Source organism: Blastomonas sp. 34TW, assembly GCF_059803595.1.
In genome coordinates, this window is sequence record NZ_JAPFGW010000003.1 from 249383 (window position 1) to 275369 (window position 25987).

29 protein-coding genes are annotated in these 25987 nt (G+C 64.4%); 16 read left to right on the top strand and 13 right to left on the bottom strand.

Going from position 1 to position 25987, the window contains the following annotated elements; all coding sequences use genetic code 11:
- Nucleotides 1–30: 30 nt before the first annotated feature.
- Complete coding sequence (locus tag OPU69_RS06335; RefSeq protein ID WP_498509846.1) at nt 31–1614, bottom strand: peptide MFS transporter; 1584 nt, start codon at nt 1612–1614, stop codon at nt 31–33.
- A 155-nt stretch (nt 1615–1769) separates the two neighbouring features.
- Between OPU69_RS06335 and OPU69_RS06340 the strand changes: the two genes are divergently transcribed.
- Nucleotides 1770–2363 carry a nitroreductase family protein gene (locus OPU69_RS06340; protein ID WP_498509848.1) on the top strand — a complete coding sequence of 198 codons (594 nt, stop codon included), beginning with the start codon at nt 1770–1772 and terminating at the stop codon, nt 2361–2363.
- A 27-nt stretch (nt 2364–2390) separates the two neighbouring features.
- Here OPU69_RS06340 and OPU69_RS06345 read toward each other — a convergent pair whose 3' ends face one another.
- The 3 genes from OPU69_RS06345 to OPU69_RS06355 form a co-directional block, all read right to left on the bottom strand.
- Nucleotides 2391–2657, bottom strand: coding sequence for a hypothetical protein (locus tag OPU69_RS06345; protein ID WP_498509850.1), 267 nt, complete (start codon nt 2655–2657; stop codon nt 2391–2393).
- 159 nt (nt 2658–2816) lie between these two features.
- Nucleotides 2817–3017 (bottom strand): type II toxin-antitoxin system antitoxin, encoded by a 201-nt coding sequence (locus OPU69_RS06350; protein ID WP_060977552.1) that lies wholly within the window; start codon nt 3015–3017, stop codon nt 2817–2819.
- Between the two features lie 8 nt (nt 3018–3025).
- Nucleotides 3026–3940, bottom strand: coding sequence for an SPFH domain-containing protein (locus OPU69_RS06355; RefSeq protein WP_060977551.1), 915 nt, complete (start codon nt 3938–3940; stop codon nt 3026–3028).
- A 216-nt stretch (nt 3941–4156) separates the two neighbouring features.
- Here OPU69_RS06355 and OPU69_RS06360 point away from each other — a divergent pair, with 216 nt between their 5' ends.
- Nucleotides 4157–4435 (top strand): hypothetical protein, encoded by a 279-nt coding sequence (locus OPU69_RS06360; protein ID WP_066043802.1) that lies wholly within the window; start codon nt 4157–4159, stop codon nt 4433–4435.
- Here the strand turns inward: OPU69_RS06360 and OPU69_RS06365 are convergent, their stop codons facing one another.
- A complete protein-coding gene (locus tag OPU69_RS06365) occupies nt 4436–4858 on the bottom strand; it encodes a hypothetical protein (RefSeq protein WP_067512717.1) in 423 nt (140 codons plus the stop codon).
- Between the two features lie 149 nt (nt 4859–5007).
- Here OPU69_RS06365 and OPU69_RS06370 point away from each other — a divergent pair, with 149 nt between their 5' ends.
- The 4 genes from OPU69_RS06370 (at nt 5008) to OPU69_RS06385 (ending at nt 8684) form a co-directional block, all read left to right on the top strand.
- The gene (locus OPU69_RS06370; RefSeq protein ID WP_498509853.1) at nt 5008–6549 is read left to right on the top strand and encodes a M20/M25/M40 family metallo-hydrolase; all 1542 of its coding nucleotides are present in this window, start codon (nt 5008–5010) and stop codon (nt 6547–6549) included.
- Nucleotides 6550–6608: 59 nt separating this feature from the next.
- The gene (locus OPU69_RS06375) at nt 6609–7730 is read left to right on the top strand and encodes a zinc-binding dehydrogenase (protein WP_498509855.1); all 1122 of its coding nucleotides are present in this window, start codon (nt 6609–6611) and stop codon (nt 7728–7730) included.
- Between the two features lie 91 nt (nt 7731–7821).
- Entirely contained in the window at nt 7822–8046 is a 225-nt protein-coding gene (locus tag OPU69_RS06380) for a DUF2188 domain-containing protein (protein WP_498509857.1), read from the top strand.
- Complete coding sequence (locus tag OPU69_RS06385; protein ID WP_498509859.1) at nt 8043–8684, top strand: hypothetical protein; 642 nt, start codon at nt 8043–8045, stop codon at nt 8682–8684. Before OPU69_RS06380 ends, OPU69_RS06385 begins: the two co-directional genes overlap by 4 nt.
- A 22-nt stretch (nt 8685–8706) precedes the next feature.
- Here the strand turns inward: OPU69_RS06385 and OPU69_RS06390 are convergent, their stop codons facing one another.
- Nucleotides 8707–9600, bottom strand: a complete 894-nt coding sequence (locus OPU69_RS06390) for a LysR family transcriptional regulator (RefSeq protein WP_498509861.1) — start codon at nt 9598–9600, stop codon at nt 8707–8709.
- A gap of 119 nt (nt 9601–9719) precedes the next feature.
- Between OPU69_RS06390 and OPU69_RS06395 the strand changes: the two genes are divergently transcribed.
- The 3 genes from OPU69_RS06395 to mmsB are packed head-to-tail and all read left to right on the top strand — an operon-like array spanning nt 9720 to nt 12518.
- The gene (locus OPU69_RS06395; RefSeq protein ID WP_498509863.1) at nt 9720–11219 is read left to right on the top strand and encodes a CoA-acylating methylmalonate-semialdehyde dehydrogenase; all 1500 of its coding nucleotides are present in this window, start codon (nt 9720–9722) and stop codon (nt 11217–11219) included.
- A gap of 16 nt (nt 11220–11235) precedes the next feature.
- On the top strand, nt 11236–11613 hold the full coding sequence (locus tag OPU69_RS06400; protein WP_060979750.1) for a VOC family protein: 378 nt from the start codon (nt 11236–11238) through the stop codon (nt 11611–11613).
- Between the two features lie 29 nt (nt 11614–11642).
- Entirely contained in the window at nt 11643–12518 is an 876-nt protein-coding gene (gene mmsB / locus OPU69_RS06405; RefSeq protein WP_498509865.1) for a 3-hydroxyisobutyrate dehydrogenase, read from the top strand.
- Between the two features lie 136 nt (nt 12519–12654).
- Here the strand turns inward: mmsB and OPU69_RS06410 are convergent, their stop codons facing one another.
- The 6 genes from OPU69_RS06410 to purF all read right to left on the bottom strand — a co-directional run bounded on the left by OPU69_RS06410 (nt 12655) and on the right by purF (nt 16363).
- On the bottom strand, nt 12655–13068 hold the full coding sequence (locus OPU69_RS06410) for a hypothetical protein (protein ID WP_498509867.1): 414 nt from the start codon (nt 13066–13068) through the stop codon (nt 12655–12657).
- Entirely contained in the window at nt 13068–13352 is a 285-nt protein-coding gene (locus OPU69_RS06415) for a DNA/RNA non-specific endonuclease (protein ID WP_498509869.1), read from the bottom strand. The genes OPU69_RS06410 and OPU69_RS06415 overlap by 1 nt, the downstream gene beginning before the upstream one ends.
- Before the next feature lie 35 nt (nt 13353–13387).
- The gene (locus tag OPU69_RS06420; protein WP_498509871.1) at nt 13388–13750 is read right to left on the bottom strand and encodes an XRE family transcriptional regulator; all 363 of its coding nucleotides are present in this window, start codon (nt 13748–13750) and stop codon (nt 13388–13390) included.
- Nucleotides 13751–13754: 4 nt separating this feature from the next.
- Nucleotides 13755–14108: a type II toxin-antitoxin system RelE/ParE family toxin gene (locus OPU69_RS06425; RefSeq protein WP_498509873.1), complete on the bottom strand. Its 354-nt coding sequence runs from the start codon at nt 14106–14108 to the stop codon at nt 13755–13757.
- A gap of 66 nt (nt 14109–14174) precedes the next feature.
- Nucleotides 14175–14888, bottom strand: a complete 714-nt coding sequence (locus tag OPU69_RS06430; protein WP_498509875.1) for an SDR family NAD(P)-dependent oxidoreductase — start codon at nt 14886–14888, stop codon at nt 14175–14177.
- Between the two features lie 14 nt (nt 14889–14902).
- Complete coding sequence (gene purF, locus OPU69_RS06435; protein WP_498509877.1) at nt 14903–16363, bottom strand: amidophosphoribosyltransferase; 1461 nt, start codon at nt 16361–16363, stop codon at nt 14903–14905.
- A gap of 150 nt (nt 16364–16513) precedes the next feature.
- On the opposite strand from purF, the gene hisI reads away from it, so the two are divergent.
- The 7 genes from hisI (at nt 16514) to OPU69_RS06470 (ending at nt 23543) form a co-directional block, all read left to right on the top strand.
- Nucleotides 16514–16879 carry a phosphoribosyl-AMP cyclohydrolase gene (gene hisI, locus OPU69_RS06440; RefSeq protein ID WP_060979310.1) on the top strand — a complete coding sequence of 122 codons (366 nt, stop codon included), beginning with the start codon at nt 16514–16516 and terminating at the stop codon, nt 16877–16879.
- On the top strand, nt 16879–17406 hold the full coding sequence (locus tag OPU69_RS06445) for a hypothetical protein (protein ID WP_498509879.1): 528 nt from the start codon (nt 16879–16881) through the stop codon (nt 17404–17406). Before hisI ends, OPU69_RS06445 begins: the two co-directional genes overlap by 1 nt.
- 43 nt (nt 17407–17449) lie before the next feature.
- Nucleotides 17450–17878, top strand: a complete 429-nt coding sequence (locus OPU69_RS06450; protein WP_023838307.1) for a MerR family transcriptional regulator — start codon at nt 17450–17452, stop codon at nt 17876–17878.
- A gap of 102 nt (nt 17879–17980) precedes the next feature.
- Nucleotides 17981–19783, top strand: coding sequence for an acyl-CoA dehydrogenase C-terminal domain-containing protein (locus tag OPU69_RS06455; protein ID WP_060979312.1), 1803 nt, complete (start codon nt 17981–17983; stop codon nt 19781–19783).
- A 313-nt stretch (nt 19784–20096) separates the two neighbouring features.
- Entirely contained in the window at nt 20097–20402 is a 306-nt protein-coding gene (locus OPU69_RS06460; protein WP_498509882.1) for a hypothetical protein, read from the top strand.
- 280 nt (nt 20403–20682) lie between these two features.
- Complete coding sequence (locus tag OPU69_RS06465) at nt 20683–22200, top strand: methyl-accepting chemotaxis protein (protein WP_498509884.1); 1518 nt, start codon at nt 20683–20685, stop codon at nt 22198–22200.
- Between the two features lie 122 nt (nt 22201–22322).
- Complete coding sequence (locus OPU69_RS06470; protein ID WP_498509886.1) at nt 22323–23543, top strand: GNAT family N-acetyltransferase; 1221 nt, start codon at nt 22323–22325, stop codon at nt 23541–23543.
- A 16-nt stretch (nt 23544–23559) separates the two neighbouring features.
- Here OPU69_RS06470 and OPU69_RS06475 read toward each other — a convergent pair whose 3' ends face one another.
- Nucleotides 23560–25983: a YbcC family protein gene (locus tag OPU69_RS06475; RefSeq protein ID WP_498509888.1), complete on the bottom strand. Its 2424-nt coding sequence runs from the start codon at nt 25981–25983 to the stop codon at nt 23560–23562.
- Between the last annotated feature and the right edge of the window lie 4 nt (nt 25984–25987).

The window sequence follows — 25987 nt, forward strand, 5'->3', positions numbered from 1 at the left end:
CGCAGTTCGGAAGTGGTTTTGTCGTTGTGATCAGGCACCGCGCGTCGCCGGATGCACGCCTGCCGCCTGGTTCTCGGCGAGTTCGTCCTCGCCCGCCAGCGGTTCGGCATCCTTGAGCGTGTCGAGGTGCATCAGCTTCTTGATCAGCGGCGCGATGACGAGCACGCCGATACCGACGGCAATCGCGATCCAGCCGATCTGCGAATAGACGTCGAGCACCGTCTGCTGGCCCGCCCCTTCGCCGCTCGCCTTTTCCGAGCCCGTCGCAGCCGCGATCAGGCCGGCGGCGAAATTGCCCGAGGCCGAAGCGAAGAACCAGGTGCCCATGATGAGCGAGGCCATATGCGCCGGTGCCAGCCGGTTCATCGCGCTGAGCCCCACCGGCGACAGGCAAAGCTCACCCATGGTGTGGAGCAGGTAGATGAGGAAGATGAACAGCACCGGGGTCGGCACGCCTGCTCCCGCCGCAGCGGCACCGGCGACGAGCACGAGGAAACCCGCGCCGAGCTGGATCATCGCCAGGCCGAACTTGGCGGGGGCGCTGGGCTCTAGACCCTTCCGACCCAGCCAGGTCCAAAGGGCCGCGAAAATCGGGGCGAGCAGCACGATGTAGATCGCATTGATCGACTGGAAGATCGATGCCGCTACCCCGCCGCGATCGACATAGCGGTCGGTATAGAGGTTGAGCGAGGACCCGGCCTGTTCGAACAGCGCCCAGAACAGCACCGAGCCGAGGATCAGGAACATCGCCGCGAAGATGCGGTCGCGGTCTTCGCGCGGAAGCTTGGTGACGGCGGTCAGCAGCACATAGCCGACCAGAATTGCACCTGATGCGAGCAGCAGCCAGCCGACCAGTTCCTGATACTGGATCAGCACCCAGATGCCGAGCACGGCGGCGATGCCGATGAGATAAAGCAGCCATTCGAGCTTGATGCCGAGGACCGGCTTGGTCAGCGCCACCGCATCTGGCGCTTCGCCCCGGCCGCACAGCAGAGGCTTGCCCAGGATGAACACGACCAGGCCCAGCGCCATGCCGACGCCTGCCGCGCCGAAGCCATAGGACCAGCCATAGGTTTCGCCGAGATAGCCGCAGGCCAGCGAACCCAGCGCCGCGCCCAGATTAATGCCCATGTAGAAGATGGTATAGGCACTGTCGCGGCGCACGTCGGTGCGCGGATAGAGCTGACCGACGATCACCGAGATATTGGCCTTGAGGAAGCCGGAGCCCACGATGATGAAGGCGAGTGCCAGCCAGAACACGTTGAGGGCGGCGGGGTCCTGTCCGCCCGTGCCCTCGAAGCCCATCAGCAGATGGCCGAAGGTCAGCAGGATCGCGCCATAGGTTACCGCCTTGCGCTGGCCGAGATAGCGGTCGGCCAGATAGCCGCCCAGCACGGGGGTGATGTACACCAGTGCGGTATAGGCCCCATAGATGACGCCCGACTGCGAGTCCGAGAATAGCCAGTGCTTGGTGAGGTAGAAGATCAGCAGCGCGCGCATGCCGTAATAGGAAAAGCGCTCCCACATTTCGGCAAAGAACAGCACATACAGGCCCTTGGGATGGCCCAGGAATGTGCCCTTGGAATCGCCGCTCACGGCATAACCGCTGGCCATTATCGCATGTCTCCCGTCGATTTTTCTGTTGGCGGCCCGCCCCCTGGCCGTCCATACCGTGGGCTGCAACCTAGACAAAAATGCGCGGCTGTGAAGCGCCTTGTTGCAGTTGATACCAGACTGCCGCTTGCCCCCCCTGCCGCCGGAGCCTCCATGTGACCGAATTCAACGACCTCAGCTCGCTGCACCGCTATCTCGCCAGCCGCCGCTCTGGCCGCCCGCGCGACATGATCGCGCCCGGCCCCGATGCCGCGCAGATGCGCGAGATCGTCGCCACTGCGCTGCGCACGCCCGACCACGGCAAGCTGAACCCCTGGCGCGTGGTGCATGTGGGCGCGGATCAGCGCGATGCGTTCGCCGCGCGCCTGACAGCCGCCTATCGTGCGGAAAAGCCCGAGGCTGGGCGGCTGGAGATCGAGGCGATGGAGACGTTCGCGCGCCAGGCCCCGGAGCTGCTGGTGGTGCTCTATTGCCCGCGCGAATCGAGCAAGATTCCGCTTTGGGAACAGCAGCTTTCGGCAGGGGCGTTCGTGATGAACCTGCTCCACGCCATCCACGCCCACGGCTTTGTCGGCGGCTGGATCACCGGCTGGCCGAGCTATAGCGACGCCGTACGCGACCTGTTCGGCAGTGCGCCCGAGCAGATCGCGGGCTTCGTGTTCATCGGCACCGCAGGGCAGGCGCTGGAAGAGCGGCCCCGGCCCGAGCTGGACGCGGTGCTGAGCGCGTGGGTGCCTGGCGCAGGCTGATTTTCCGACGCCGGGCCCAGCGCATGATCAGTGCAGCGCAGGAACCGCAATCGCCTCCGCGTCCTCGATCACCCAGCCAGCCGCATCTTCCTCGGCAAATTCGCGGACGATCGCAGCGTCGAGCTTGTCGAGCGGTTGCTGCCCGGCTTCATGCTTGTGCGCGATCTTGGCGGCGGCGTTCCAGGCCTTGGCCGCATCGAGCGCGATGCCCTGACGGTTCTTGAGCGGCTCGGCAGCGGCCTTGGCGATCTGCAGGCTTTCCTGCTCGCGGCAGAATTTTTCGGTCATGCGCATGGCTTGCTCTCCTCGTCGGACTTCCAGACGATCAGGCAGCAGCGCGCGCGGTTGCGCGCGTTATCGGCGATCCAGGTTATCGGATGCAGCGAGCCTAGCACGGCCAAGCCACAATAGCGAACGATGGTTCCTGCACAGCCAGCGTGCGACCAGATTCGCCTATTCCTTCGGCGGCCTGCCCCGTGGCCGCTGTTCGGGCGGAGCGAGCTTGATGCCGCGCCGGGCCAGCGCCTCGCGCAGCAGGATCTCGATCTCGGCATTCACGCTGCGCAATTCCTGTGCGGCTGCGCGCTCGATCGCCGCGTGGAGCGACGGATCGAGGCGCAGCGCGAAGGATTTCTTGGGCGGCGGGTTCGGCATGTCTCAGGTCAATAGAGCGACCCGGCATTGACCACCGGCTGAGTGTCGCGCTCGCCGCACAGCACCACCATCAGGTTCGATACCATCGCCGCCTTGCGCTCGTCGTCGAGGTGCACGACGTTCTTCTCGCTCAGCATCGCGAGTGCATGCTCGACCATCGTCACCGCGCCCTCGACCAGCCGCGATCGTGCCGCGATCACCGCCTCGGCCTGCTGGCGCCGCAGCATCGACTGGGCGATCTCGGGCGCATAGGCGAGGTGCGTCAGGCGGCATTCATCGATCTGCACGCCCGCCGTGCCGACACGCTCCTGCAGTTGCTTTTCCAGTTCGTGGCTGACCTCCTCGGCATCGCCGCGCAGCGTCACCTCATCGGCATTGAAATCGTCATAGGGATAGCGCGCGCCGATGACGCGGACCGCGCTCTCGATCTGGATGTCGACGAATTCCTGATAGTTCTCGACATCGAACAGGGCTTTCGCGGTGTCCGACACGCGCCAGACGACATTGGTCGCGATCTCGACCGGGTTGCCGCGCAGGTCGTTCACCTTGACCTTTTCCGAGGTGACGTTGTGCACGCGCACCGAGATCTTCTTGCGGCTGAGCCACGGCCAGCGCCAGCGCAGCCCGGTGTTGCGATCGGTGCCCTTGTAGCTGCCGAACAGCTGGATCGCCGCCGCCTCGTTGGGGTTGAGCATGTAGAAGCCCGCAATGATGAACAGAAAGGCGAACGCGCTCACCCCCGCCAGCACCAGTCCCAGCATGTTGCCACTCTTTGCCATTCCGACACCCAGTACCGGTAGCAGCATGGAAACCAGCATGAGCAGAAGGAACACATAGCCGTTGAACGTGCTGGCCGCGCTTTCGGTGCTGGCGACCATGGCACCGCCGCCCGACGAGCCGTCAAAAGAAGAATTCTGCTGCATCTGAAACGCCCTCCGATTCGATAATCATGATATCATAATTATATCAAATGTTATCGGGCGCAAGCCGGATTCGTTGTGCACCGTTCAGCTGGATCATGCCGTCCGTCACAGCGTGTGGCGAAGGGGAGGGGTATCAAAGCGACGAACGGTCCGCCGCAACAGGAAACCGTTCTGCCGTCCATGCGTAAGGCATGGGACCGACAAAGGATCAAAGCCATGACGATGCACTATGCCCGCCCCGCTTTCGACCCCGCCCATATGCTGGCAGCGGGACACAGCTTTGCGCGCCGCATTGCCGAACGCGGCTTCATGCCGCTCTATCACGCGGGCGATGTCAACCACTGCCCGGGTTGCGGTGGCAAGCACTGGCATGTCGGACGGATGAGCGCAGAATGTGCAAGCTGTGCGACGGCGATCCCGCTTGCCGATGTCGCCGCGCAGCCGATGCAGCCGCTGTTTCACGTCACCCGCAGCCGCACCGCCTGGGTGGAGTGATCAGCGCTTGCCGGGCGTGGCGAAGATCGCCGGATAGAAGACCTGCTCCTCCCAGCGTACGCGCGCCTTCAGCCGTTCGGCGAGGCCCCGAAACGCAGCGATAAAGCCGGCGCGGTCCTCGGCCACCTTGCGCTGCGGCCAATTGGCGTTGCAATCCATCAGATCGCCACGCCACATCAGCAGCTCATCATGAAAACGGCGGATGAGCTGCGTCTTTTCGGCATCCTTGTCCATCTGCGCTGCGCGGGTGTTGACCATGCGGATTTCCACGCTGCAATGGCTGTTCACCAGCCGCGAAAAGCCCAGCCGCAGCGTCGGCAGGTCGCGCAGCGCGGCTTCCGTCCCGGCAGACACAGCCGACAGGATCGCGTCGGCCTGAGCCAGCAATTCGCCATGCTGATGCACAAAGTTCTGGCTGGCCATGACCGAATCGCCCCCAAAGAGCAGCACCAAAAAGGCGCTGCTGAATCAAGGCTTTGACCACAAGTCCTTTACATCATGTTACGGCTTGCCAGGCGCGAGCGTCTGGTCCAGCGTGTCGGGCGATATCATCCTGTCATAGGGGCCATGCCATGTCCGATACGCCTGTCCGCCATCCCGACCGTCGCGCGATGTTGCGCTCCGCTGCGCTGCTTGGCTCCGGCATGGCATTGACCGGCGGGGGCGGCGCGGCGCTGGCAGCGGCAGAGAGCGAGATGGCGCGCATCCGCAAGGCGGCGGAAAGCAACCGCGACGCCGACATCAAACGCATCCAGGACTGGATTCGGCTGCCCTCGATCGCGGCGGAGGATCTCAACATGGCCGAGGGTGCGGCCTATATGGCTGACCTCGCCAAATCCGCGGGCTTTACAGGCGTCACCACCGTGCCGTCCGACGGCTATCCCGGCGTGTTCGGGGTGATGGACAATGGGGCGAAGCGCACGCTCGGCATCTATTTCATGTACGACGTCAAGCAGTTCGATCCGGCGGAATGGTCCTCGCCGCCGCTCGAAGCGCGGATCGTCGACAAGCCCGGCTGGGGCAAGGCGATCATGGGGCGCGGCGCGGTCAACCAGAAGGGGCCGGAAGCGACCTTCCTCGCCACGCTGCACGCGATGAAAAAGGCGGGCGTCAAACCGCCGGTCAACCTCGTGCTGCTGTGCGAGGGCGAGGAGGAGATCGGATCGCCGAACTTCAAGCAGATCGCGACGCGGCCCGATGTGCTCGCCGCACTGAAGCGGTGCGAGGGCATCTTCATCCCGGCAAGCTGGCAGGGCGCGAATGGCGAGGTGCAGGTCAATCTGGGCTCCAAGGGCGTGATCGAGCTCGAGCTGGTCGCGAGCGGCGCGAAATGGGGCAGGGGCCCCAAGGGCGACATCCATTCGAGCTACAAGGCGATGGTCGATTCGCCGACCTGGCGGCTGGTCCAGGCGCTGCAGACCCTGGTGACGCCCGATGGCAACAATGTCGCGATCGGCGGGTGGAGCGACAATGTCAGGCCGCTGACGACCCGCGAAAAGGCGCTGATCGCCGAGGCGGCGAAGGGCATGGACGAGGCGCAGATGAAGCAGGCGTTCGGAGTCACCCACTGGATCGACAACCTGCCCTTCGACCAGGCGCTGGTGCGGCTGGCGCAGGAGCCGACCGCGAATATCGAGGGGCTGGTCGCGGGCTATACCGGCCCCGGTGGCAAGACCGTGCTGCCCGGCCGCGCGGTCGCCAAGATGGACTTCCGGCTCGTGCCCAACCAGACCCGCGCCGAGGCGGAGCAGAAGCTGCGCGCGCATCTCGACAAGAACGGGTTTACGGATATCGAGGCCAATGTCTCGGGCGGCTATGACCCCACCGAGGTGGCCGAGGACAGCCGGCTGATCAAGGCGGAGCTGGCCGCCTATGCGAAACTGGGCGTCAAGGCGAACCTCAACCCCAGGCTCGCAGGCTCCTGGCCGGGTGCGGTGTTCACCGCACCGCCGGTGAGCATCCCCGCCGGGCATTTCGGTATCGGCCATGGCAGCGGCGCGCACGCCCCGGACGAATATTATGTGGTGGAATCGACCAATCCCAAGGTCGCCGGGATTACCGAAGCCACGGTTGGCTATGCGGAGATCATGTATCAGCTCGCGTCTGTCCGCTAGGCGGGCGGGCGCGCGGCGCGGCGCTTGCGGGCGCGCGGGCGAGGCGGCATGACGGATACATGAAGATCACCGCGACCATTCTCGACCGCATCGGCCACAAGGGCCCCTATGCCACCACCCGTCCGCTGCGCCTCGCAGAAATCGACCTCGCGCCGCCGGGGCCGGACGAGATGCTGGTCAAGATCGAGGCCGCCGGCTTGTGTCATAGCGACCTCAGCGTCATCAACGGCGACCGCCCGCGCCCGATGCCGATGGCTTTGGGGCATGAGGCGGTGGCGACAGTGCTGGAGCCTGGCAGCATTGCGGCCAAGCATTTCGCCCCTGGCGACCGGGTGGTGTTGAGCTTCCTGCCCTTGTGCGGCTATTGCCCCAGTTGCCATTCGGGCGAGGGCTACCTTTGCGGCAACGGCGCGGCGGCGAACGGCGCGGGCACGCTGCTGGGTGGCGAGCGGCGGCTGTCCGAGAACGGGCATGAGGTTCAGCATCATCTCGGCTCCTCGGCCTTTGCGACGCATGCGGTGGTCGACCGGCGCTCGGCCGTGAAGATCGACAGCGACATTCCGGTCGAGATCGCCGCCCTGTTCGGCTGCGCGGTGCTGACCGGCGCGGGCGCGGTGCTCAACGGCGGCGCGTTGCGCGCTGGCGAGAGCGTGGTCGTCTATGGCCTGGGGGGCGTCGGCCTTGCCGCGCTCATGGCCGCGATCGCGGGAGGCGCGAACCCGGTGGTGGCGATCGATCCCGTCCCGGAAAAGCGCGCGCTGGCGCTCGAACTCGGCGCGCTCGCCGCCGTCCCGCCCGAGGATGGCGAGGAAGCGGTGGTCGCGGCGCTGGGCAAGAAGCCCGATCTGGTAATTGAGACCGTCGGCAAGGCCCCGGTGCTTGCCAAGGCCTATGGCTTGGCGCGGCGCGGCGGGCGGATCGTTACCGTCGGCCTGCCCAACCCGGCGGACATGCTCTCGATCCCCGCCGTCTCGCTGGTCGGCGACGGCAAGACGCTGATGGGCAGCTATATGGGCAACGCCATCCCCTCACGCGACATCCCCCGCTACATCGCCCTGTGGCGCGCAGGCCGCATGCCGGTGGAGAAGCTGCTGACCTCGGTGAGCCCGCTGAGCGAGATCAACGCGCTGTTCGATGAATTGGCGGGCGGGACGGCGATCCGGCAGGTGGTGGTGCCTTGAGGGTGATAATAACTGGAGCGGAGTTCGAGATGGAATCATTGGAAAATCATGTGTGGATGCGGTAAGCTCTTGCACAGGAAAGGTGGTAGCGATGTCAAAAAAGGGCCAGCATGTAGTTCCATCGGCGGATGGCTGGAAGGTCAGAAAGGCCGGATCGCCAAAAGCGTCCAGCACTCACGCCACTCAAAAGGAAGCGATTGCAGCAGCGACGCGAATTGCGCGCAATCAAAAGACAGAGCTATATATTCACGGGAGAGACGGACGAATTCGTGAAAGAAACTCTTATGGTAATGATCCTTATCCACCAAAAGGATGAATGTGCAGCCCCCGTTTGAGCGTTCTGTCTTCGTCAACTGCCCTTTTGACCCTCAGTTTGCACCGCTCCTGCAAGCCATTGCCTTTTGCATCGTCGATCTTGGATTTTACCCCCGGCTTGCGCCAGAAAACGCCGATAATTCTGCAACGAGGCTTCGGCGAATAGTTGATTTGATAACCAACTCGAAGTTTGGTATTCATGATTTGAGTCGCTGTAAGGCCGAGGTGGCTGGGGAATATGCAAGGCTCAATATGCCGTTCGAACTTGGTATTGACCATGGATGCGCTCTATTTGGCGCAGGAGAATCTGCGAAGAAAGCGATTTTGGTCCTCGAAGAAACGAAGTATGACTATTTGAAAGTATTATCCGATATTGCGGGATGGGACATTTGTTCTCACTCCGGCGATCACATTAAAGCTGTTCGGATCGTAAGGAACTGGCTTGTTCGCCAAGCAGGAGCGGATCCCATCGGCCCAGCCAAGATTCAAGGCGACTACGTAACTTTTCAAGAATGGTATTGGGAGCGTGAGCTATCTCGCGGAGCCTCGGAAGAAGACATATTAGATTATCCCACGGTCGATATGATCTCAGCCATGCATGAGTGGGTTTCAGCAGGCAAGCCTGACCAATGGCAATGAAACTCTTACGTCTGGGCTGCCTTTACCCATCCTCCCCCATCACCGGCGCGATCCGCTCTGCCAGCGCGTCGAGCCAGCGGATGAACGCATCCACCCGCGCGAGCTTGCGCATGTCGCGGTGGACCACCAGCCAGAAACTGCGATGGATCGCGACGCTGTCTGCCAGCACCCGCTCCAGCCGCGCATTTTGTTCGCCGATGAAGCACGGGAGAATGCCCACGCCCGCGCCCGAGGCGATCAGGCTGTGCTGGACGTTGATGCTCGAGCTGGTCAGCACCGGTTCCAGCCCGGGGCCGATCTCATCGAGATAGCGCAGCTCGTCGGCATAGATGAAATCGGGGATATAGCCGATCAGCGGGTGGCGGCGCAGGTCCTCGATGGATGTAATCGGTCCGGCGGCGGCGAGATAGTCGCGGTCGGCATAGACGCCGAGCTGATAGTCGACCAGCTTGCGCACCTTCAAGGGTCCGGCGGTCGGGCGCGAGAGCATGATCGCCAGGTCCGCCTCGCGCTTGCTGGGGTTGAGAAAGCCGTTGGTCGCAACGAGCTCGATGCGGATCGCGGGATGCTGGCGGTGGAAGCTGGCGAGGTTGCGGCTGATGATCCATGCGGCGAACCCCTCTGCCACGCTGACCCTTATGGTGCCGGCGAACACTGTCTGCTCGCCGGTCAGCTCAGTGCGCGCATCGACCAGCGCCTGTTCCGCGCCTTCGGCATAATGCAGCAGCTTGGCCCCATGTTCGGTCAGCGCGATGCCCTTGCCGCTCGCCTCGAACAATGTGGATTGCAGGTCGCCCGAGAGCCGTTGCAGCCTGCGCGCCACGGTGGTCGGGTCGATCTCCAGCCGCCGCGCGGCCTCTGCCACCGATCCGGCGCGCGCCAGCATCAGGAAGATGCGCAGATCGTCCCAGTTCATTCACCCGCTCCAAATCATGGCATTTATGCAGCCTTGTGTGACGTTTTTACGCAATTGCGTGCAGATATGCCAGAGGCTATTGCCGCCCCCAAGCGACAAGCACCCATAGGAGAGCATCGATGCGCACCGTCACCCATCGCCTGGCCAGCGGCGTCACCGCGCCTGCCAGCACCCGCCAGTCCGACATTTTCGATCCCAATAGCGGCACCGTGCAGGCGAAGGTCGATCTGGGTAGCGCCGCCGTGCTCGACGCCGCGGTCGATGCCGCGCTCGCTGCGCAACCTGCCTGGGCCGCAACCAACCCGCAGCGCCGCGCCCGCGTGATGTTCAAGTTCAAGGAACTGGTCGAGGCCAATATCGACGAACTCGCCGCGCTGCTCTCCAGCGAGCATGGCAAGGTGCATGCTGATGCGAAGGGCGATATCCAGCGCGGGCTTGAGGTCATCGAATTCTGCTGCGGCATCCCGCATGCGGTGAAGGGCGAATATACCCACGGCGCGGGTCCGGGCATCGACGTCTATTCGATGCGGCTGCCGATCGGCATCGGCGCAGGCATCACCCCGTTCAACTTCCCCGCGATGATCCCGATGTGGATGTTCGGCCCCGCGATCGCCACCGGCAATGCCTTCATCCTGAAGCCCAGCGAGCGCGACCCCTCGGTGCCGGTGCGCCTGGCCGAGCTGATGAGCGAGGCGGGCCTGCCCGATGGCATCCTGCAGGTGGTGCATGGCGACAAGGAAATGGTCGACGCGATCCTCGATCACCCGGCCATCGCCGGCGTATCGTTCGTCGGATCGTCCGATGTCGCGCATTACCTGTACCAGCGCGGTGTCGCTGCTGGAAAGCGCGTCCAGGCGATGGGCGGCGCGAAGAACCATGGCATCGTCATGCCCGATGCCGATCTCGACCAGGTGGTCAAGGATCTCGCGGGCGCCGCCTTCGGTTCGGCGGGCGAGCGCTGCATGGCGCTGCCCGTGGTCGTCCCCGTGGGCGACGAGACCGCCGACCGGCTGCGTGCCAAGCTGATCCCCGCGATCGAGCAGCTGCGCCTCGGCGTGTCGTCCGATCCCGAGGCCGATTACGGCCCCGTCGTCACCGCTGCGCACAAGGCCAAGGTCGAAGGCTGGATTCAGACCTGTATCGACGAGGGCGGCGAGCTGGTCGTCGATGGCCGCGGCTTCACGCTGCAGGGGCATGAGAACGGCTTTTTCGTCGGCCCGACGCTTTTCGACCGCGTTACCACCGACATGGAAAGCTACAAGGAAGAGATTTTCGGCCCCGTGCTGCAGATCGTCCGCGCCAAGGATTTCGAGGAAGCCGTGTCGCTGCCCAGCAAGCACCAGTACGGCAACGGCGTCGCCATCTTCACCCGCAACGGCCATGCCGCGCGCGAATTTGCCGCGCGGGTCAATGTCGGCATGGTCGGCATCAACGTGCCGATCCCGGTGCCGGTCGCCTATCACACCTTTGGCGGCTGGAAGCGCAGCGCGTTCGGCGACACCAACCAGCACGGCATGGAAGGCGTCAAGTTCTGGACCAAGATCAAGACGGTGACCGCGCGCTGGCCCGACGGCGCGGTCGATGGCGGCAACGCCTTCGTCATCCCGACCATGGGCTGAGCTCGGGGGCGGTCGCATGCACCTCGCATACAGCGCCTATCTCGTCCGCGATTATGACGAGGCGATTGCCTGGTTCGGCCAGGCGCTCGGCTGGCGGGTGATCGAGGACAGCGATCTGGGCGGCGGCAAGCGCTGGGTGCGCGTCGCCGGCGATGGGGGCGGGCAGTTGTTGCTCGCCCGCGCGACGTCGGAGGCACAACTGGCGGCGGTCGGCAAGGCAGCGGGCGGGCGCGTGGCCTATTTCGTCCACACGGGGGATTTCGACGCCGATCATGCGCGCATGGTCGCGGCGGGCGTGGCCTTTGCCGAAGCGCCGCGCCAGGAAGCCTATGGCAAGGTCGCGGTGTTTGCCGATCTGTACGGCAACCGGTGGGATTTGATCGAAGCGCGCTGAGACGCGCAGACGGAGAGCGGAGCAACAGCATGAGCACAATCGGATTTATCGGCCTGGGCAATATGGGCGGCGGCATGGCGGCGAACCTTGCCAGGGCGGGGCACAAGGTCATCGCGTTCGATCTTTCGGGCGAGGCGCTGGCGCGGGCAGGCGCGGCGGGCTGCCATCCGGTGTCAGATGCCGCGCAGGCGGTGGGCGAGGCGGATGTCATCGTCACCATGCTGCCCGCGGGCAAGCATGTCGCATCGGTCTATAATGAGACCGTGTTCGGCGCGGCGAAGCCCGGCACGCTGCTGATCGATTGTTCGACCATCGATGTCGATACCGCGCGCGAGGTCGCGAGCGCGGCCAAGACGCGCGGGCTCGAGGCGGTCGATGCGCCGGTCTCGGGCGGCATTGCAGCGGCCAATGGCGGCACGCTCACCTTCATGGTCGGCGGCAGCGCGGACGCCTTTGCCCGCGCCGAGTCCATCCTCGCCGATATGGGCAAGGCGGTGATCCATGCCGGCGACAATGGCGCAGGCCAGGCGGCGAAGATCTGCAACAACATGCTGCTGGGCGCGACCATGGCCGCGACCTGCGAGACTTTCATGCTGGCGAAGAAGCTCGGGCTCGACCTCCAGACCTTCTACGACATCTCGTCCAAGGCCTCGGGCCAGAGCTGGTCAATGACGAGCTATTGCCCCGTCCCCGGCGTCGGCCCCGCGAGCCCCGCCGACAATGGCTATGCCGGAGGCTTCGCCGCCTCACTGATGCTCAAGGACATGCGCCTGGCGCTCGATGCCGCGAAGGCCAGCGGCGCGCGCGTGCCTATGGGCGAACGGGCTGAGGCGATCTATGCGGCGTTCGTGGAGGCGGATGCGCAGGGGCTGGACTTCAGCGCGATCATCACGGCGCTGGAATAGCAACCCCGTCTTGCTTCAGCGTCGTCTATAGCTGGCAGTTGGTCAGGCGAGCCCTCGACTTCATGGCGATGCTCTGGCTGCAGAGTGAAAGGTCAAAGCAGCGGAGCTGGGCACTTATGAGTGCGCTGCTAGATGATCACATTACCCAGCCATCCCGCCCATCCAGGCCGGGATATTTTATCGGCTTGCCACCGAAATAGTCGGTCGCCGTGGCATGTCGCCGTTCCGTGTCGAGTTCATCGGGATCAAAATCCTCCTGGTAGACAAACTTCACCTTGAATTGCCCTGCTTTTAGGTAGATTTCGACCTCCTCCCACCTTTTGCTCAGCGGCTCCATTGCCCAAAAGTCGTTCAGCAAGGTGGCATAGCGGTCGTAGTCGACGTGCCGGTATTCCACATCCCGTCCACGATCCGAGAACAGCGAAAGACTCAAAAAGCCTCGATCGACAGCAGCGACCAAAAGAAGGCCGTTTGAGCTGAACTCGGTCTCGGAGGCAAGGGTCTCAGCGATCTCGCTGAGAATCTCCGATTTTCGGGCGAGATCGAGCATCACTTTGTTCCTCGTTGATTGGGCATATTCAAACTGTGCTGCTTCGATCCGATCGTGAACCAAATGTTCAAGCTGGCGGGTCGGCGCGATTGACCCTTGTAAACAGGGACGATCTTGACGGTCACCTTCTCACCCTTTCGTCGCGCGCTTGCCCATTGGTTTTCCATCCTGGCATAGGTGTTCCGGTTGAATTCGGCGTCCTGCGCGAAGTGGTTGAAGGCTTCCATCGGTCCCTTGAATCGCCTCGCGATAAAGTGTCCGCCATCATCCGTTGGAAGCTGCATGATCCGGGGACACAATATCAGATTTGGAAGCGCCCTCAGTTCTCATCCTTTGCTACCTCAATCTCCCCAACACCCGTCAGCGTGAACGCGCCGGTTCCCGGCAAATCCACGCGCAGTTCCAGCGTTCCTCCAGCAGCCTCCACGAAGCGGCGCAGGGTGGACAGGTAGAGATCGGTCTGGCGCTCCATCTTGACGATGGCGGGTTGCTTGACGCCAAGGCTCTGCGCGATCTGTTCCTGGCTGCGCTGGGCGAGCTTGCGCAGTGCCTTGAGGCCCTCGACCTCGGCATTGAGCTGCGCCGTACGCTCGGCGATGCGCGCCTGGCTTTCGGGCGGCATGTCCGCAATGACCTCGTCGAGCGTGCGTCCGAGGACGCTGGGCTTTCTTTCGCTCGCCATGTTCCTATCCTTTCAAAGTTTCCAGATGCTCGGCGTAACGGCTGTCCGCCCTTGCAATCAGCGCCTTGTAGAACCGCTTCTGCGCCACGCCTGCCTTGTCGCCCGCGACCAGCAGGATTGCCTTGCGCTGCGGATCGAAGGCGAACGCGACGCGCCATACGCCATCATCGGCATCGAAGCGCAGTTCCTTCATGTTGGCATAGGCAGAGCCAGCCAGCGTATCGGCATGGGGTCGCCCCAGCAAAGGGCCTTGCAGCTGCAGCAGGCCAGCACTCGCCGCGAGAGCTTCGCGAACTTCCAGCGAAAGCGAAGCGAACTCGGCCTCGAACGCCTGATGGAAGACGACAGTCCACGCCATGGCTTCATATAACCCATGGGTTATTAATTGTCCAGATGCCCCTGAGCGCGCTGCTGCGCGAACCGGTTAGCCTTGCAGGGCCAGACGATGACCCGTCTCGAACTCACGCGAGACCAGCTCTGCAATCGCCTCACCCACTACCTCGGGCAGCTTCACCGTCGCGGGGTCTTCGCCGGGATAGGCCTTGGCGCGCATGGCGGTGCGGGTGCGCGCGGGATCGACGATCGCGGTGCGGATCTTGCCGATATTGCGCATTTCCTCGCCATAGGCAGAGATCAGCACCTCGAGCGCGGCCTTGGACGCGCCATAGGCGCCCCAGAAGGCGCGCGGTTTTGCGGCGACCGAGCTGGTGAGGCCGATCACGCGGGCATGCGCGCTCTTGCGCAGCATCGGGTCGAAATAGGCGATCATGGCCTGTGCGCTCAGAACATTGAGCGTCATCAGCCGGTTGAGTTCACCGCCGTCGATCGTCGGAACGGGGCCCAGGCTGCCCAGCATCGCGGCGTTCAGGACCAGAATGTCGAGCGCTTCCCAGCGTCCGCCGATCGCCGCGGCGAGCCGGGCGATGCTGTCGCCATCGGCCAGGTCGAGCGGGGCGATGGTGGCGCTGCCGCCCGCCTCGAAGATCGCATCCTCGACGGCTTCCAGGTCCTTTGCCGTGCGGGCGGTCAGGATGACATGCGCGCCGCGGGCCGCGAGCGCCTTGGCAGTCGCAGCACCGATGCCACGGCTCGCGCCGGTGACCAGGGCGAGCTGGCCTTGCAGGTTCTTGTCGGTCATGGTCGTGAAATCCCTCAGCCGGCGACCCGTTCGGCCAGCAGGGTCAGCTGGTTCGGCTGGTCGCGCTCGGCCAGATCGGTGAGCGTCGTGGGATAGTCGCCGGTGAAGCACGCATCGCAATAACGCGGGCGATCATCGTTGCGGCTGGCTTCGCCCAGCGCGCGATACAAGCCGTCGATCGAGAGGAAGGACAGCGAATCCGCCTGGATGAACTGGCGCATTTCCTCGATCGATTTCTGCGCGGCGAGCAGCTTCGAACGCTCGGGCGTGTCGACACCATAATAGCAGCTGTGCATCGTCGGCGGGCTGGCGATGCGCATATGGACTTCCGCCGCGCCGGCATCGCGCATCATCTGCACGATCTTGAGCGAGGTGGTGCCGCGCACGATCGAATCGTCGATCAGCACCAGGCGCTTGCCCGCGATCAGCGGCTTGTTGGCATTATGCTTCAGCTTGACGCCGAGATGGCGCACGCCGTCGCCCGGCTGGATGAAGGTGCGGCCGACATAATGCGAGCGGATGATGCCGAGCTCGAACGGCAGGCCCGATTGCTGGGCATAGCCGATCGCCGCCGGGGTGCCGCTGTCGGGCACGGGAACGACCAGATCCGCCTCGACCGGGTTTTCCATCGCCAGCTGCGCGCCGATCGCCTTGCGCACCGAATAGACCGACGATCCGTCGACGATCGAATCGGGGCGCGAGAAATAGACATGCTCGAAGATGCAGGGGCGCTGCGCCTTGTCGGCAAAGGGGCGGTGCGAGCGGATCTCGCCGCCGATGACCACGATCAGTTCGCCCGGCTCCACCGAACGGACGAATTCCGCACCGACAATGTCGAGCGCCACGGTTTCCGATGCGAAGATGACGGTGTCGCCGATACGGCCCATGACCAGCGGGCGGATGCCCAGCGGATCGCGGCAGGCGATCATGCCGCTGTCGGTCAGGCAGATCAGCGAATAGGCGCCCTCGACCTGTTTCAGTGCATCGATGAACTTGTCGAGCAGTGTCCGGTAGCGTGAGGTGGCGACAAGATGGATGATCGTCTCGGTGTCGCTCGTTGACTGGAAGATCGATCCGGTGCGCACCAGATCGTGCCGCAGCTTCATCGCGTTCGAGATATTGCCATTGTGCGCGATGGCAAAGCCGCCCGAGGAGAGCTCTGCATAGAGCGGCTGGACGTTGCGCAGCGCGGTCTCGCCGGTCGTCGCATAACGGACATGGCCGATCGCCCAGTCGCCTTTCAGCGCGCGCATAGTCTCTTCGCTGTCGAAATTGCCCGCCACATGGCCCAGCGCCTTGTGGTTGTGGAAATGGCGCCCGTCGAAGCTGCTGATGCCTGCGGCTTCCTGGCCGCGGTGCTGCAGCGCGTGCAGCCCCAAAGCGACCATCGCCGCGGCATCGACCGCGCCGGCCACGCCAAAAACGCCGCACTCTTCGCGCAGCTTGTCGTCGTCAAAAGGATGTGTGGTGATCATGTTGCGCGCCCGATTCGGTTGCAGCCGGGTGGTTTGGCACCCCTATAGGCGCGCATATGGGGTTTGTCTTGCATTTGTCACAGGAGAATTCGCAGGTCATTTTTCGTTAACCGTGTTGCACGGGGCGCTGGGTGCGATTAACCGGGCGATATGGCCGATATCCGCGAGACCGGGCTGGACCTGGACCCCAAATTCGATGCCGCAGGGCTGATCACCGCATGCGTCACCGACGCGGCGAGCGGAGCGCTGCTGATGGTTGCGCACATGAACGAAGAGGCGCTGCGGCTGACGGCCGAGACCGGCGAGGTGCATTTCTGGTCGCGCTCGCGCGCGAGCCTGTGGAAGAAGGGTGAAAGCTCGGGCAATGTGCTCAAGCTCATCGAGCTGCGGATCGACTGCGATCAGGACGCGGTCTGGGTGATCGCGTCGCCTGCGGGACCGACCTGCCATACCGGCGCGCCGTCGTGCTTCTATCGCCGGGTGGCAAGCGACGGTTCGCTGGAGCGGATCGCCTGATGCGCAGGGCGCTGCTCGCCTGCCTGCTGCTGGCCGGGTGCAGCGTTTCGCAGGCAGGCGGCGACGATGACGCGCTGACCCCGCTGGACGCCGCCGCGATCAATGCGGGCGTGATTGTCGATCCGCAGGCCATCGACCTGGCTGGTGCTTTCGCAGATCCCGGCGCGACCGGTGCGGACAGCTTCTGCGCGCGCGGCGATCGGATCAGGGGTTACAAGGTCGGGGTGCTGGTCACGTTCGGCGCGTCGAGCCAGTGCGAGGGCACCGGCAGCGCGCAGCTGGCAGGAGAGGCGGCCGAACTCAGCCTGTCGCGAAACGGCAAGGGCGATGCCATCGCGGGCTGCCGCTTTTCGGCACAGTTCGACGGCAATGCGCTGGTGGTGCCCGGCAGCGTGCCCGCCGCCTGCGCGGCTTTGTGCAGCGACCGGGCGAGTCTGGCCGGAGCCTCTTTCGCGCTGGTCGAGCCGGGCAATGCAGCGGCAGGCGGCGCGACCGGGCGATCGGTGAAGCGGCTCTGCGCGGGCTGAAATTTACTTGACGTTTACGTCAAGGTAATGTAGCGCCACTTCCATGCACGACCGTTCGACCCTTGGCCGCATCGACACTCCCGATCTGCAGAACCGGGATAGCTATACCATCTCCGATCTGTCGGACGAATTCGGCGTCACCGCGCGGGCGCTGCGTTTCTATGAAGACGAAGGCCTGATCGCGCCCGAGCGGCGTGGCCTGACCCGCGTCTATTCGAAGCGCGACCGCGCGCGGCTCGCCTGGATCATGCGCGCCAAGAATGTGGGTTTCAGCCTGGGCGAAATCCGCGAGATGATCGACCTTTACGATATTGGCGACGGACGGCGCGAACAGCGCCGCGTGACACTTCAGCGCTGCAAGGAGCGTATAGCCCTGATGCGCAAGCAGAAGAAGGACCTCGAAAGCGCCATCCAGGAGCTTTCGCAGTTCGTGAAAATGGTCGAGCAAGTGGATCGTGCCGACCAGGGCTGATGCCCGCGTTTCGATCCGGGCGGTTGCCGGTCACGGACCACGCCCCTTTCTCAGGCTCTCCCCGGCCTGATCTGACCCATATGTTTTGAGAGGACCCGCAAGATGCCCAAATATACCGCACCGGTGCGCGATACCCAGTTCATCCTGAACGAGGTGCTGGGAATCGAGAAATATTCCAACCTGCCGGGCTTTGACAATGCCGCGCCCGACGTGCTGTCCGCCGTGCTCGAGGAAGCCGGCAAGTTCGTCGAGGAGGTGCTGTTCCCGCTCAACCAGATCGGTGACCAGCAGGGCTGCACCCGCCATCCCGATGGCACCGTCACCACGCCCGACGGCTTCAAGGAAGCCTATCAGCAATATTGCGAGGCGGGCTGGGGCACGCTGGCCGCGCCGGAAGAGTTCGGCGGGCAGGGCATGCCGCATGTCGTCGGCATCGCGTTCGAGGAATTCATGTCGTCGAGCAACATGGCCTTTGCCATGTATCCCGGCCTGACGCACGGCGCGGTCTCGGCGATCCTTGCCAAGGGCAGCCAGGAGCAGAAGGAAAAATACTGCCCCAACATGATCAGCGGCAAGTGGGGCGGCACGATGAACCTGACCGAACCGCATTGCGGCACGGACCTGGGTCTTATCCGCACCAAGGCGGTCCCGCAGCCCGGTGGCACCTATGCGATCACCGGCACCAAGATCTTCATCTCGTCGGGCGAGCATGACCTGACCGAGAACATCATCCATCTGGTGCTGGCAAAGACCCCCGACGCCCCCGACAGCGTCAAGGGCATCTCGCTGTTCATCGTGCCGAAGTTCCTCGTCAACGACGACGGCTCGCTGGGCGAGCGCAACGCCGTGTCGTGCGGCTCGATCGAGCACAAGATGGGCATTCACGGCAATTCGACCTGCGTGATGAACTATGACGGCGCAACCGGCTATCTGGTGGGCGAGGAGAACAAGGGTCTTGCCGCGATGTTCATCATGATGAACGCCGCGCGTCTCGGCGTCGGCGGGCAGGGCCTGTCGATGGGCGAGGTCTCGTACCAGAACGCGGTGCAGTACGCTGGCGACCGTCGCCAGGGCCGCGCGCTGACCGGCGCGCAGGACGCGAACGAAAAGGCCGACACGCTGTTCGTGCATCCCGATGTCCGCCGCATGCTGATGGAGGCCAAGGCGATCAACGAGGGCCTGCGAGCCCTGATCCTCTGGGGCGGCCTGCAGGTCGACCTGACCCACAAGGCGCAGACCGAGGAAGAGCGCGTCGCGGCGGACGATCTGATCAGCCTGCTCACCCCGGTGATCAAGGGCTATGGCACCGACAAGGGCTATGAGATCGCCACCAACATGCAGCAGGTCTATGGCGGCCACGGCTATATCGCCGAATGGGGCATGGAGCAGTATGTGCGCGATGCGCGCATCGCCATGATCTACGAAGGCACCAACGGCGTGCAGGCGATGGACCTGGTCGGCCGCAAGCTGGCGCAGAATGGCGGCCGCGCGGTGCAGACCTTCTTCGGCATCATCGACAGCGAATGCGCCGATGCCAAGGCCGACGAGCGCCTTGTCGATTTTGCCACGCGTCTGGAAAAGGCGGCGGGCGAGCTCAAGGCGGCGACCATGTGGTTCATGCAGAACGGCATGATGAACCCCAACCATGTCGGCGCGGGCGCGCACAGCTATATGCACATCATGGGCATCGTCGCGCTGGGCCTGATGTGGCTGCGCATGATGCGCGCCTCGATCGCGGCGCTGGAAGCCGGCAGCGGCAATGCGGTGTTCTACGAGACCAAGCTCAAGACCGCGCGCTATTTCGCCGAGCGGATCATGCCCGATGCCGGCGCGCTGCGCCGCAAGATCGAGGCCGGATCGGATGCCATCATGGCGCTGGAACCGGAGCTGTTTGCCGCAGCCTGATCGCTATCGGCATTCGATGTGACACTATTCGGGGCGCTACTCCTTGCGGGTGGCGCCCCTTTTCATGTCGAATTGCGACGAGTTGAAGTCGATTTTCATCGCTGATTCCGAGCAACTTGACGCGGTCCAAGTAGTGATCGTGCGATAGTGCGAAGAATCTGTGCGGCAACTTGCTGGAACCTGCTGGGAGACACGCAACGGGCGCAATATCCGCCGGAACAGCAGTGCTTTCCCCTCGTTGATAGGTCGGAGCAAGCAAGATCTCTCCACCTGAATGCCCGCCGAGAGCATTACGAAACGAGGAGTAAAAGCTATGAAGAACTCGATTATCGGAGCCCTGATCGCTGCCGGTGCGCTGGCCGCAACCCCCGCCCTGGCGCAGGACGCCATGCAGGAAACCCCCGCCAGCCCGACCACCGAAGCGCCTGCTTCGGAAACTCCGGCCCCCGGCGCTGACGCCCCGGCAACCGCCGATCAGGCACCGCCCGCCACGCTGGATTCGAACGGCGACGGCACCATGGACGCTTGGGACCGCAACAATGACGGCAAGGCCGATGCCTGGGATACGGACGGCGACGGCAAGCCGGACAAGGCTGATCCGATGGAAGCCGCAGAATAATACAGAATAAATATAGCCCTTAAGGGTCGCACAGGAAGGCCGGGAGAGTGATCTCCCGGCCTTTTGTCTTATCTGCAAGGTTCTGCAGGTAAGCTGAAGCTGTCGGCGGCCCTGTAAACAGCAATAGCCAGGCGGAAGTGTCAATCTGGACTGACAATTGGTTCGTTAAAACCTGCTTACCACCATTCTTGAGCTTTTTTCGTCGGCTTCAACACCTAATTAACTTCGACGTTCTAAATGCCAGCCTCAGCGTTGTTTACCTTTTTTGGGAGAAAGGGAAATGCAGTCGAGCTTGCAGGAGAGGCTTGAGTTTTACGAATTGGACCGCGCAGACAGTTCCACCTTCCGCAGGGTGAAACGTTCGCTGGGCCGGCACGTCAATCGCGCGCTCGAAAAATTCTACCGCAAGGTCGGGGGCATTCCCGAGCTCAAAGGCTTTTTCAGCGACAGCTCGCGGCTGCAATACGCCAAGAATGCACAGCACAGCCATTGGATGAAGATCTTCGGCGATGGCTTGACCGACGATTACATGAAGCGCGCCGTTGGCGTGGGCCAGGTGCACGCACGGATCGGGCTGGAGCCGAAATGGTATGTTGGTGGCTATGCGCTGATCCTGGAAGAGATGATCCACGGCATGATCTCGCCGGGGCTGCTGCGCTTCGTGCCGGGCCGCCGCAAGCTTGCCAAGGATGTCGCGGCGCTGGTCAAGGTTTCGCTGCTCGATATCGATGTCGCGCTGTCGACCTATTTCGTCGACACCGAGGAAAAGGTGCGCGGTGTCGTGCTCGGCCAGATGGGCAGCGCATTGAAGCGCATGGCCGAAGGCGATCTGACCACGCAGATGTCGGGGCTGCCTGCCGAATATGCGCAGGTCGAGCAGGACTTCAATGCCGCCACTGCCGCTCTGCGCGAAACGCTGCTCGCGGTCAGCTCGAGCGTCAGCGTCATTTCTTCGGGCAGCGGCGAAATCCGCACCGGCGCCGATGATCTCGCCTCGCGCACCGAGGAACAGGCCGCGTCGCTCGAGGAAACCGCCGCTGCCATGCGCGCCGCGACCGACATGGTGCAGGAAACCACCCGCAGTGCGGTCGCGGTCAATGCCGAGATGGCCAAGATGCAGGCCGAGGCGACCGAAGGCGGCGTCATCGTCGGCAAGGCGGTCGGCGCGATGGACTCGATCGAGAAGTCGTCGAGCGAGATCGGCAAGATCATCACCGTGATCGACGGCATTGCCTTCCAGACCAACCTGCTGGCCCTGAACGCGGGGGTAGAGGCGGCGCGCGCGGGCGATGCCGGCAAGGGCTTTGCCGTCGTCGCGCACGAGGTTCGGGCGCTGGCGCAGCGCTGCGCCGACGCCGCGCAGGAGATCAAGACGCTGATCAGCAACAGCACCGAGCATGTCGACAATGGCGTGAAGCTGGTCGGCGAGACCGGCACGATGCTGACCCGCATCGTCGAGCGCGTCGGCGAGGTCAGCCAGGTGATCACCCGCATCGCCGCATCGGCGGAAAGCCAGTCGGCCAGCATGATCCAGGTCAATTCTGCCGTGGGCGACATGGACAAGATGACCCAGCAGAACGCTGCCATGGTCGAGCAAACCGCCGCTTCGGCGCGCAGCCTGGCCAGCGAAGCGCAGGATCTCGCCGAGAAGGTTGGCCGGTTCCAGCTGGGCCAGCAGAACGCCATGCCGGTGGCGCGGTCTGCCTTTCGTCCGGCGCCCAAACGGCCGGCACGCGTGCCGATGGTCAGCGGCAATCTGGCGCTGAAGGCCGATGAGGAAGACTGGTCGGAATTCTGATCCTGCAATGCACCGCCGGGGCCGATGGCGCCGGCGGTGACACTATATCATTGCCCGACGGGTTAACCGTCGCTTATCCTCTCGCTGCCATATCAGGGGCCAGGCCTTCGGGAGAGTGAAATATGCTGCATGTCGATCATCGCAACCTGCGCGCCGGGGCAGTCGCGCTGGGAGCGATCGAATGTGCAGTGGTTCCTGGCGTCTCGCCCGTCGTCGACATGCTGGCCGCCATTGGCCCTTCCAGCCATGGCTTCCTGCGCGAAGGCTGGTTCTGCCGGGGCGAGCCCGAGGCAATCTCGACCCTGGTCGCCCATCGCGGCGATGGCAGCCCGATCCTCGCTCTGCCGATGCGCCAGCTGGGGCCACCGGGCCTGCGCGCACGCTCGCTCGCGGGAAGCTATTGGCCATTTCGCAGCGCCGCCATCGATCCGAGCACCGGCGTGGGCGACATGCGCGCCGTACTGGAACATCCCGCTGCGCAGGAGATCATCGGGCCGCTGCTGCGCATCGGCCCCATCTATCACGACGACCGGCTGGCCCAGCTGATGATCGCGGCGGCCGATGCGATCGGGTGGCACGTGCTGATCCGCGACATGGGGCAGAGCTTCATCCAGGATTTTGCCGAGCCGGGATCGCCCGATGCCTGGCCCAGCAAGTCGCGGCGCAAGAAGGTGCGGCGATTGACCGCGCGGCTCGAGGAACAGGGCCCGGTCACCGTGCGGATCGTTCGCGGGACCGCCTGGTCGCGCCAGGTGTTCCAGGATCTGGCGCGGATCGAGGAAAACAGCTGGGTGGGCACGCGCACCGACCGCAGCGGCGCCAAGTTCCTGAATCCGCACATGATGGCGCACTGGCAGCGCGCGGTGGTCGATCCCGATCTGGCCGAAATGCTGACCGCCAGCCTGCTCTATGTCGCCGATCGCCCGATCGCCTTTTCGCTCGACCTGGTCTGCGGGGCGATCGCCTATGGCATCGCGAGCAGCTATGACGCGGGTTTTGCCGATGCTTCTCCCGGCCAGATCGTCACACTGCATGCGGTCGACGCCATGCTCGCGCGCGGCGTTCGCCAGGTGGACTGGGGTGCGGGCGATAGCGGTTACAAGCAGGAAATCGGCGCGAGGCCGGGATCGCGGATCCAGGACATTCTGGTGGTGCGCAACGCATCGATCGCTGCTGCACTGCGCCCGCGATGGGAAGAATCGGTCGGCTCGGGAACGTTGGCACTGGCAGCCGGGCTGGCCGATGCGGTGCGGGTTTCCGCCATCCCCACGAGCCTCACCCTGCGGCGGTTGCTGATGTCGGGCCTGGCCCTGTCCGCCGCTGCATCGCTGCTGGCGGAGTGACAGGGCCGGCGCTCGATCAGGCTGCCAGATCGCGCTCCATCATCGTCTGGCCGTGCCCGTCGACCCGCTCCCATTGCAGGTTGCCGGTATAGCGCCAGGCCAGTTCGCCTGCGGCGTTGAGCGCAAACAGGTGCAGCCAGCGATTGTCAAACAGCGCGCGCACGCCTTCATGCCGTTCGAGGATCGCGGTCATCGCCTCGACCGGCGCCTCGATACAGACCGAAAGCCGCAGCGGTTCGTGCACCAGATCGCTGCCGTCATGCACCGACTGCCAGGGCAGGCCTGCGCGCAGCGTGCCGCCATTGCCCTCGACCACGCCGATGCCGCCGGTGACATTGTGGATCAGCTTGTTGCCGCCGCCAAAGACGTGCGGCGCGACCGATGATCCATAATATTGCAGGCTGATCCAGCTGGCGACGACGACCGGCGCGGTCATGATCAGTTCCAGCACGCCAAAGCCTTCGTCCTGCTGCCACTGATAGTCATGCAGGAAGGCGCGACCCTCCAGGCTCTTGCCGCTGGTGCGGCTGCGCGGTGCGGCGATGAACGCCTTGCACCCCGCAAGCGCCCATTCGGGACGGATCTCCGCCCAGTCGCGGCTGCGCTTGGCGACGTCGGCCGCTCCATCGGCGCGCGGCAGGCGCAGCGCCCGTTCGCCGCGTGCGACAAGGCCGGCGCTCGCCAGCCAGGCCCTGGCCTGGCCGATCGCGTTCGCATGGGCAGGCGAGGGGTGATCGCCGTCATAGATCAGCACATTGTCGGTGGTGGTGTCGTGCAAGCCTGCAAGGAACAATGTGGTCGACGGAACGATGATGCCATTGCTCGCCAGGCCGCCGCGCACCGCCGGTTCATTGAGCAGGCTGGCCAGCAGCCGCGCATTGACCTCGCCCGAATAGCCGCCGCATGCACCGCAATGCAGCCCGCTGGCGTGCGGATTGTTGACAACATTCGCGCCATGACCGACGAGCAGCACCAGCGGTGCGAAATCCTGTGTCAGGGACATTGCGCGCAGCACCGCAGCGGCCGCGTCGATCTTGTCCGCCAGGCTCAGCGCCGGGTCGGGACGCGGCATCGGATCGTTGGGCAGACTTGTCTTTTTCAGCGCAAAACTGTCGCGCATCAGCTTGCCCAGATAGACCGGACCTGCTGCCTCGACAAAGGCGAAGCTCGATACCGCTGCCAGCTTGAACCGGCCCCAGGCACGCTTGGCGCGCGAACGATAGCGGGCGGCGCGGTCGACGTCTTCCAGTTCGGCCCCGCCCGAGCTGGTGGTCAGCTTCGGGTTGAGCAGCACCGGCAGCCGGTGCTCACGGACATCCGAGGCAAAGCGACGGTGCGACGCGCCGAGGCCGAAAAAGCCGGCAAAGCCGAGCGTCTGGATCGACGGATCGAGCGCTTCGAGCGCGCGGCGAAAGACCTCGGAGCGGACATCGATGCAGAACGCGGCCTGTAGCGCGGGCGGCACGGCGGCGCTGGTCGCGGCAGCAGCAGCGAGCGTCTCGCCGATGGCCCGCTGGCCTGCGCGCTCGGCGGCTTCCTGCAGGATGGCGTCGATGATCTGATCGGCATCGGGCGCAACCGGAGCGGAATGCGCGGCCATCACATCCTGCCAGGCCTCGAGGATCGGGCTGCGATACTGCGCGAGCAGCGCATCTTCCCACATCAGGCGGATGCACAGCAGATCGGTGAGCGTGCTGTCGCTCTGGCCTGCCAGTTCGGCCTGCCACAGCCGGTAGCGGCCGACCTGCGCCCAGCCGCCCAGCGTCATCAGCAGCGCGTGAAAATAGGTGGGCATGGCCGCAGCGGGCAGTCCCAGCCGGGCGGCGCTGGCGGCGAGCGCATCACCTGCGCTGTCGGGCGCATCGGCGACGAACCGGGCAAAGCCCTCGAGGCCGGCGATCTCGGGGGTCAGATCGTGGGTGGCGACATCCTGCCACGCGCGAAAGGCGGATTTGCCCTGCGGTGCGGCCCACAAGGCCTGGCCCTCATCGCTCCATCCGGCGATCCAGTGGCCCATGCGTTCGGCGATGATCGCAGGCCAGTCGATGCCCGAGACGCGCGCGGCGAGATCCGCGATCGTCGGCAGCGGGTCCTTGCGGACATGCGGGCGCTGCGCAGCGAGCTTGAGCTCGGCCACGCTCGCCGGGCAGGGCGATGCGGTGCAGGCGGCTAGTGCGGCGGCGAGATCGCCATCGGTGATCGATCCATTGCCGATCCGTTCGCGATACCAGCTGCGTGCCATCGTGGCGGGGGCATCGCTTACCCGTGCGAGCAGCGCGGCGGTGGTGGCGAGGTCGAGCCCGGCCTGGCCGAGATAGGGGTTCACGGCCACGCTCGATGCGAGCGGCCAGACCGGCGGAATGGCGCGCGCGGCAGCGTCGGCGATCAGCGCAATGTCTGCGGCGGTCGGTTTGGGTTTGGTCAGGCTGTCCTGCGTCATGGCA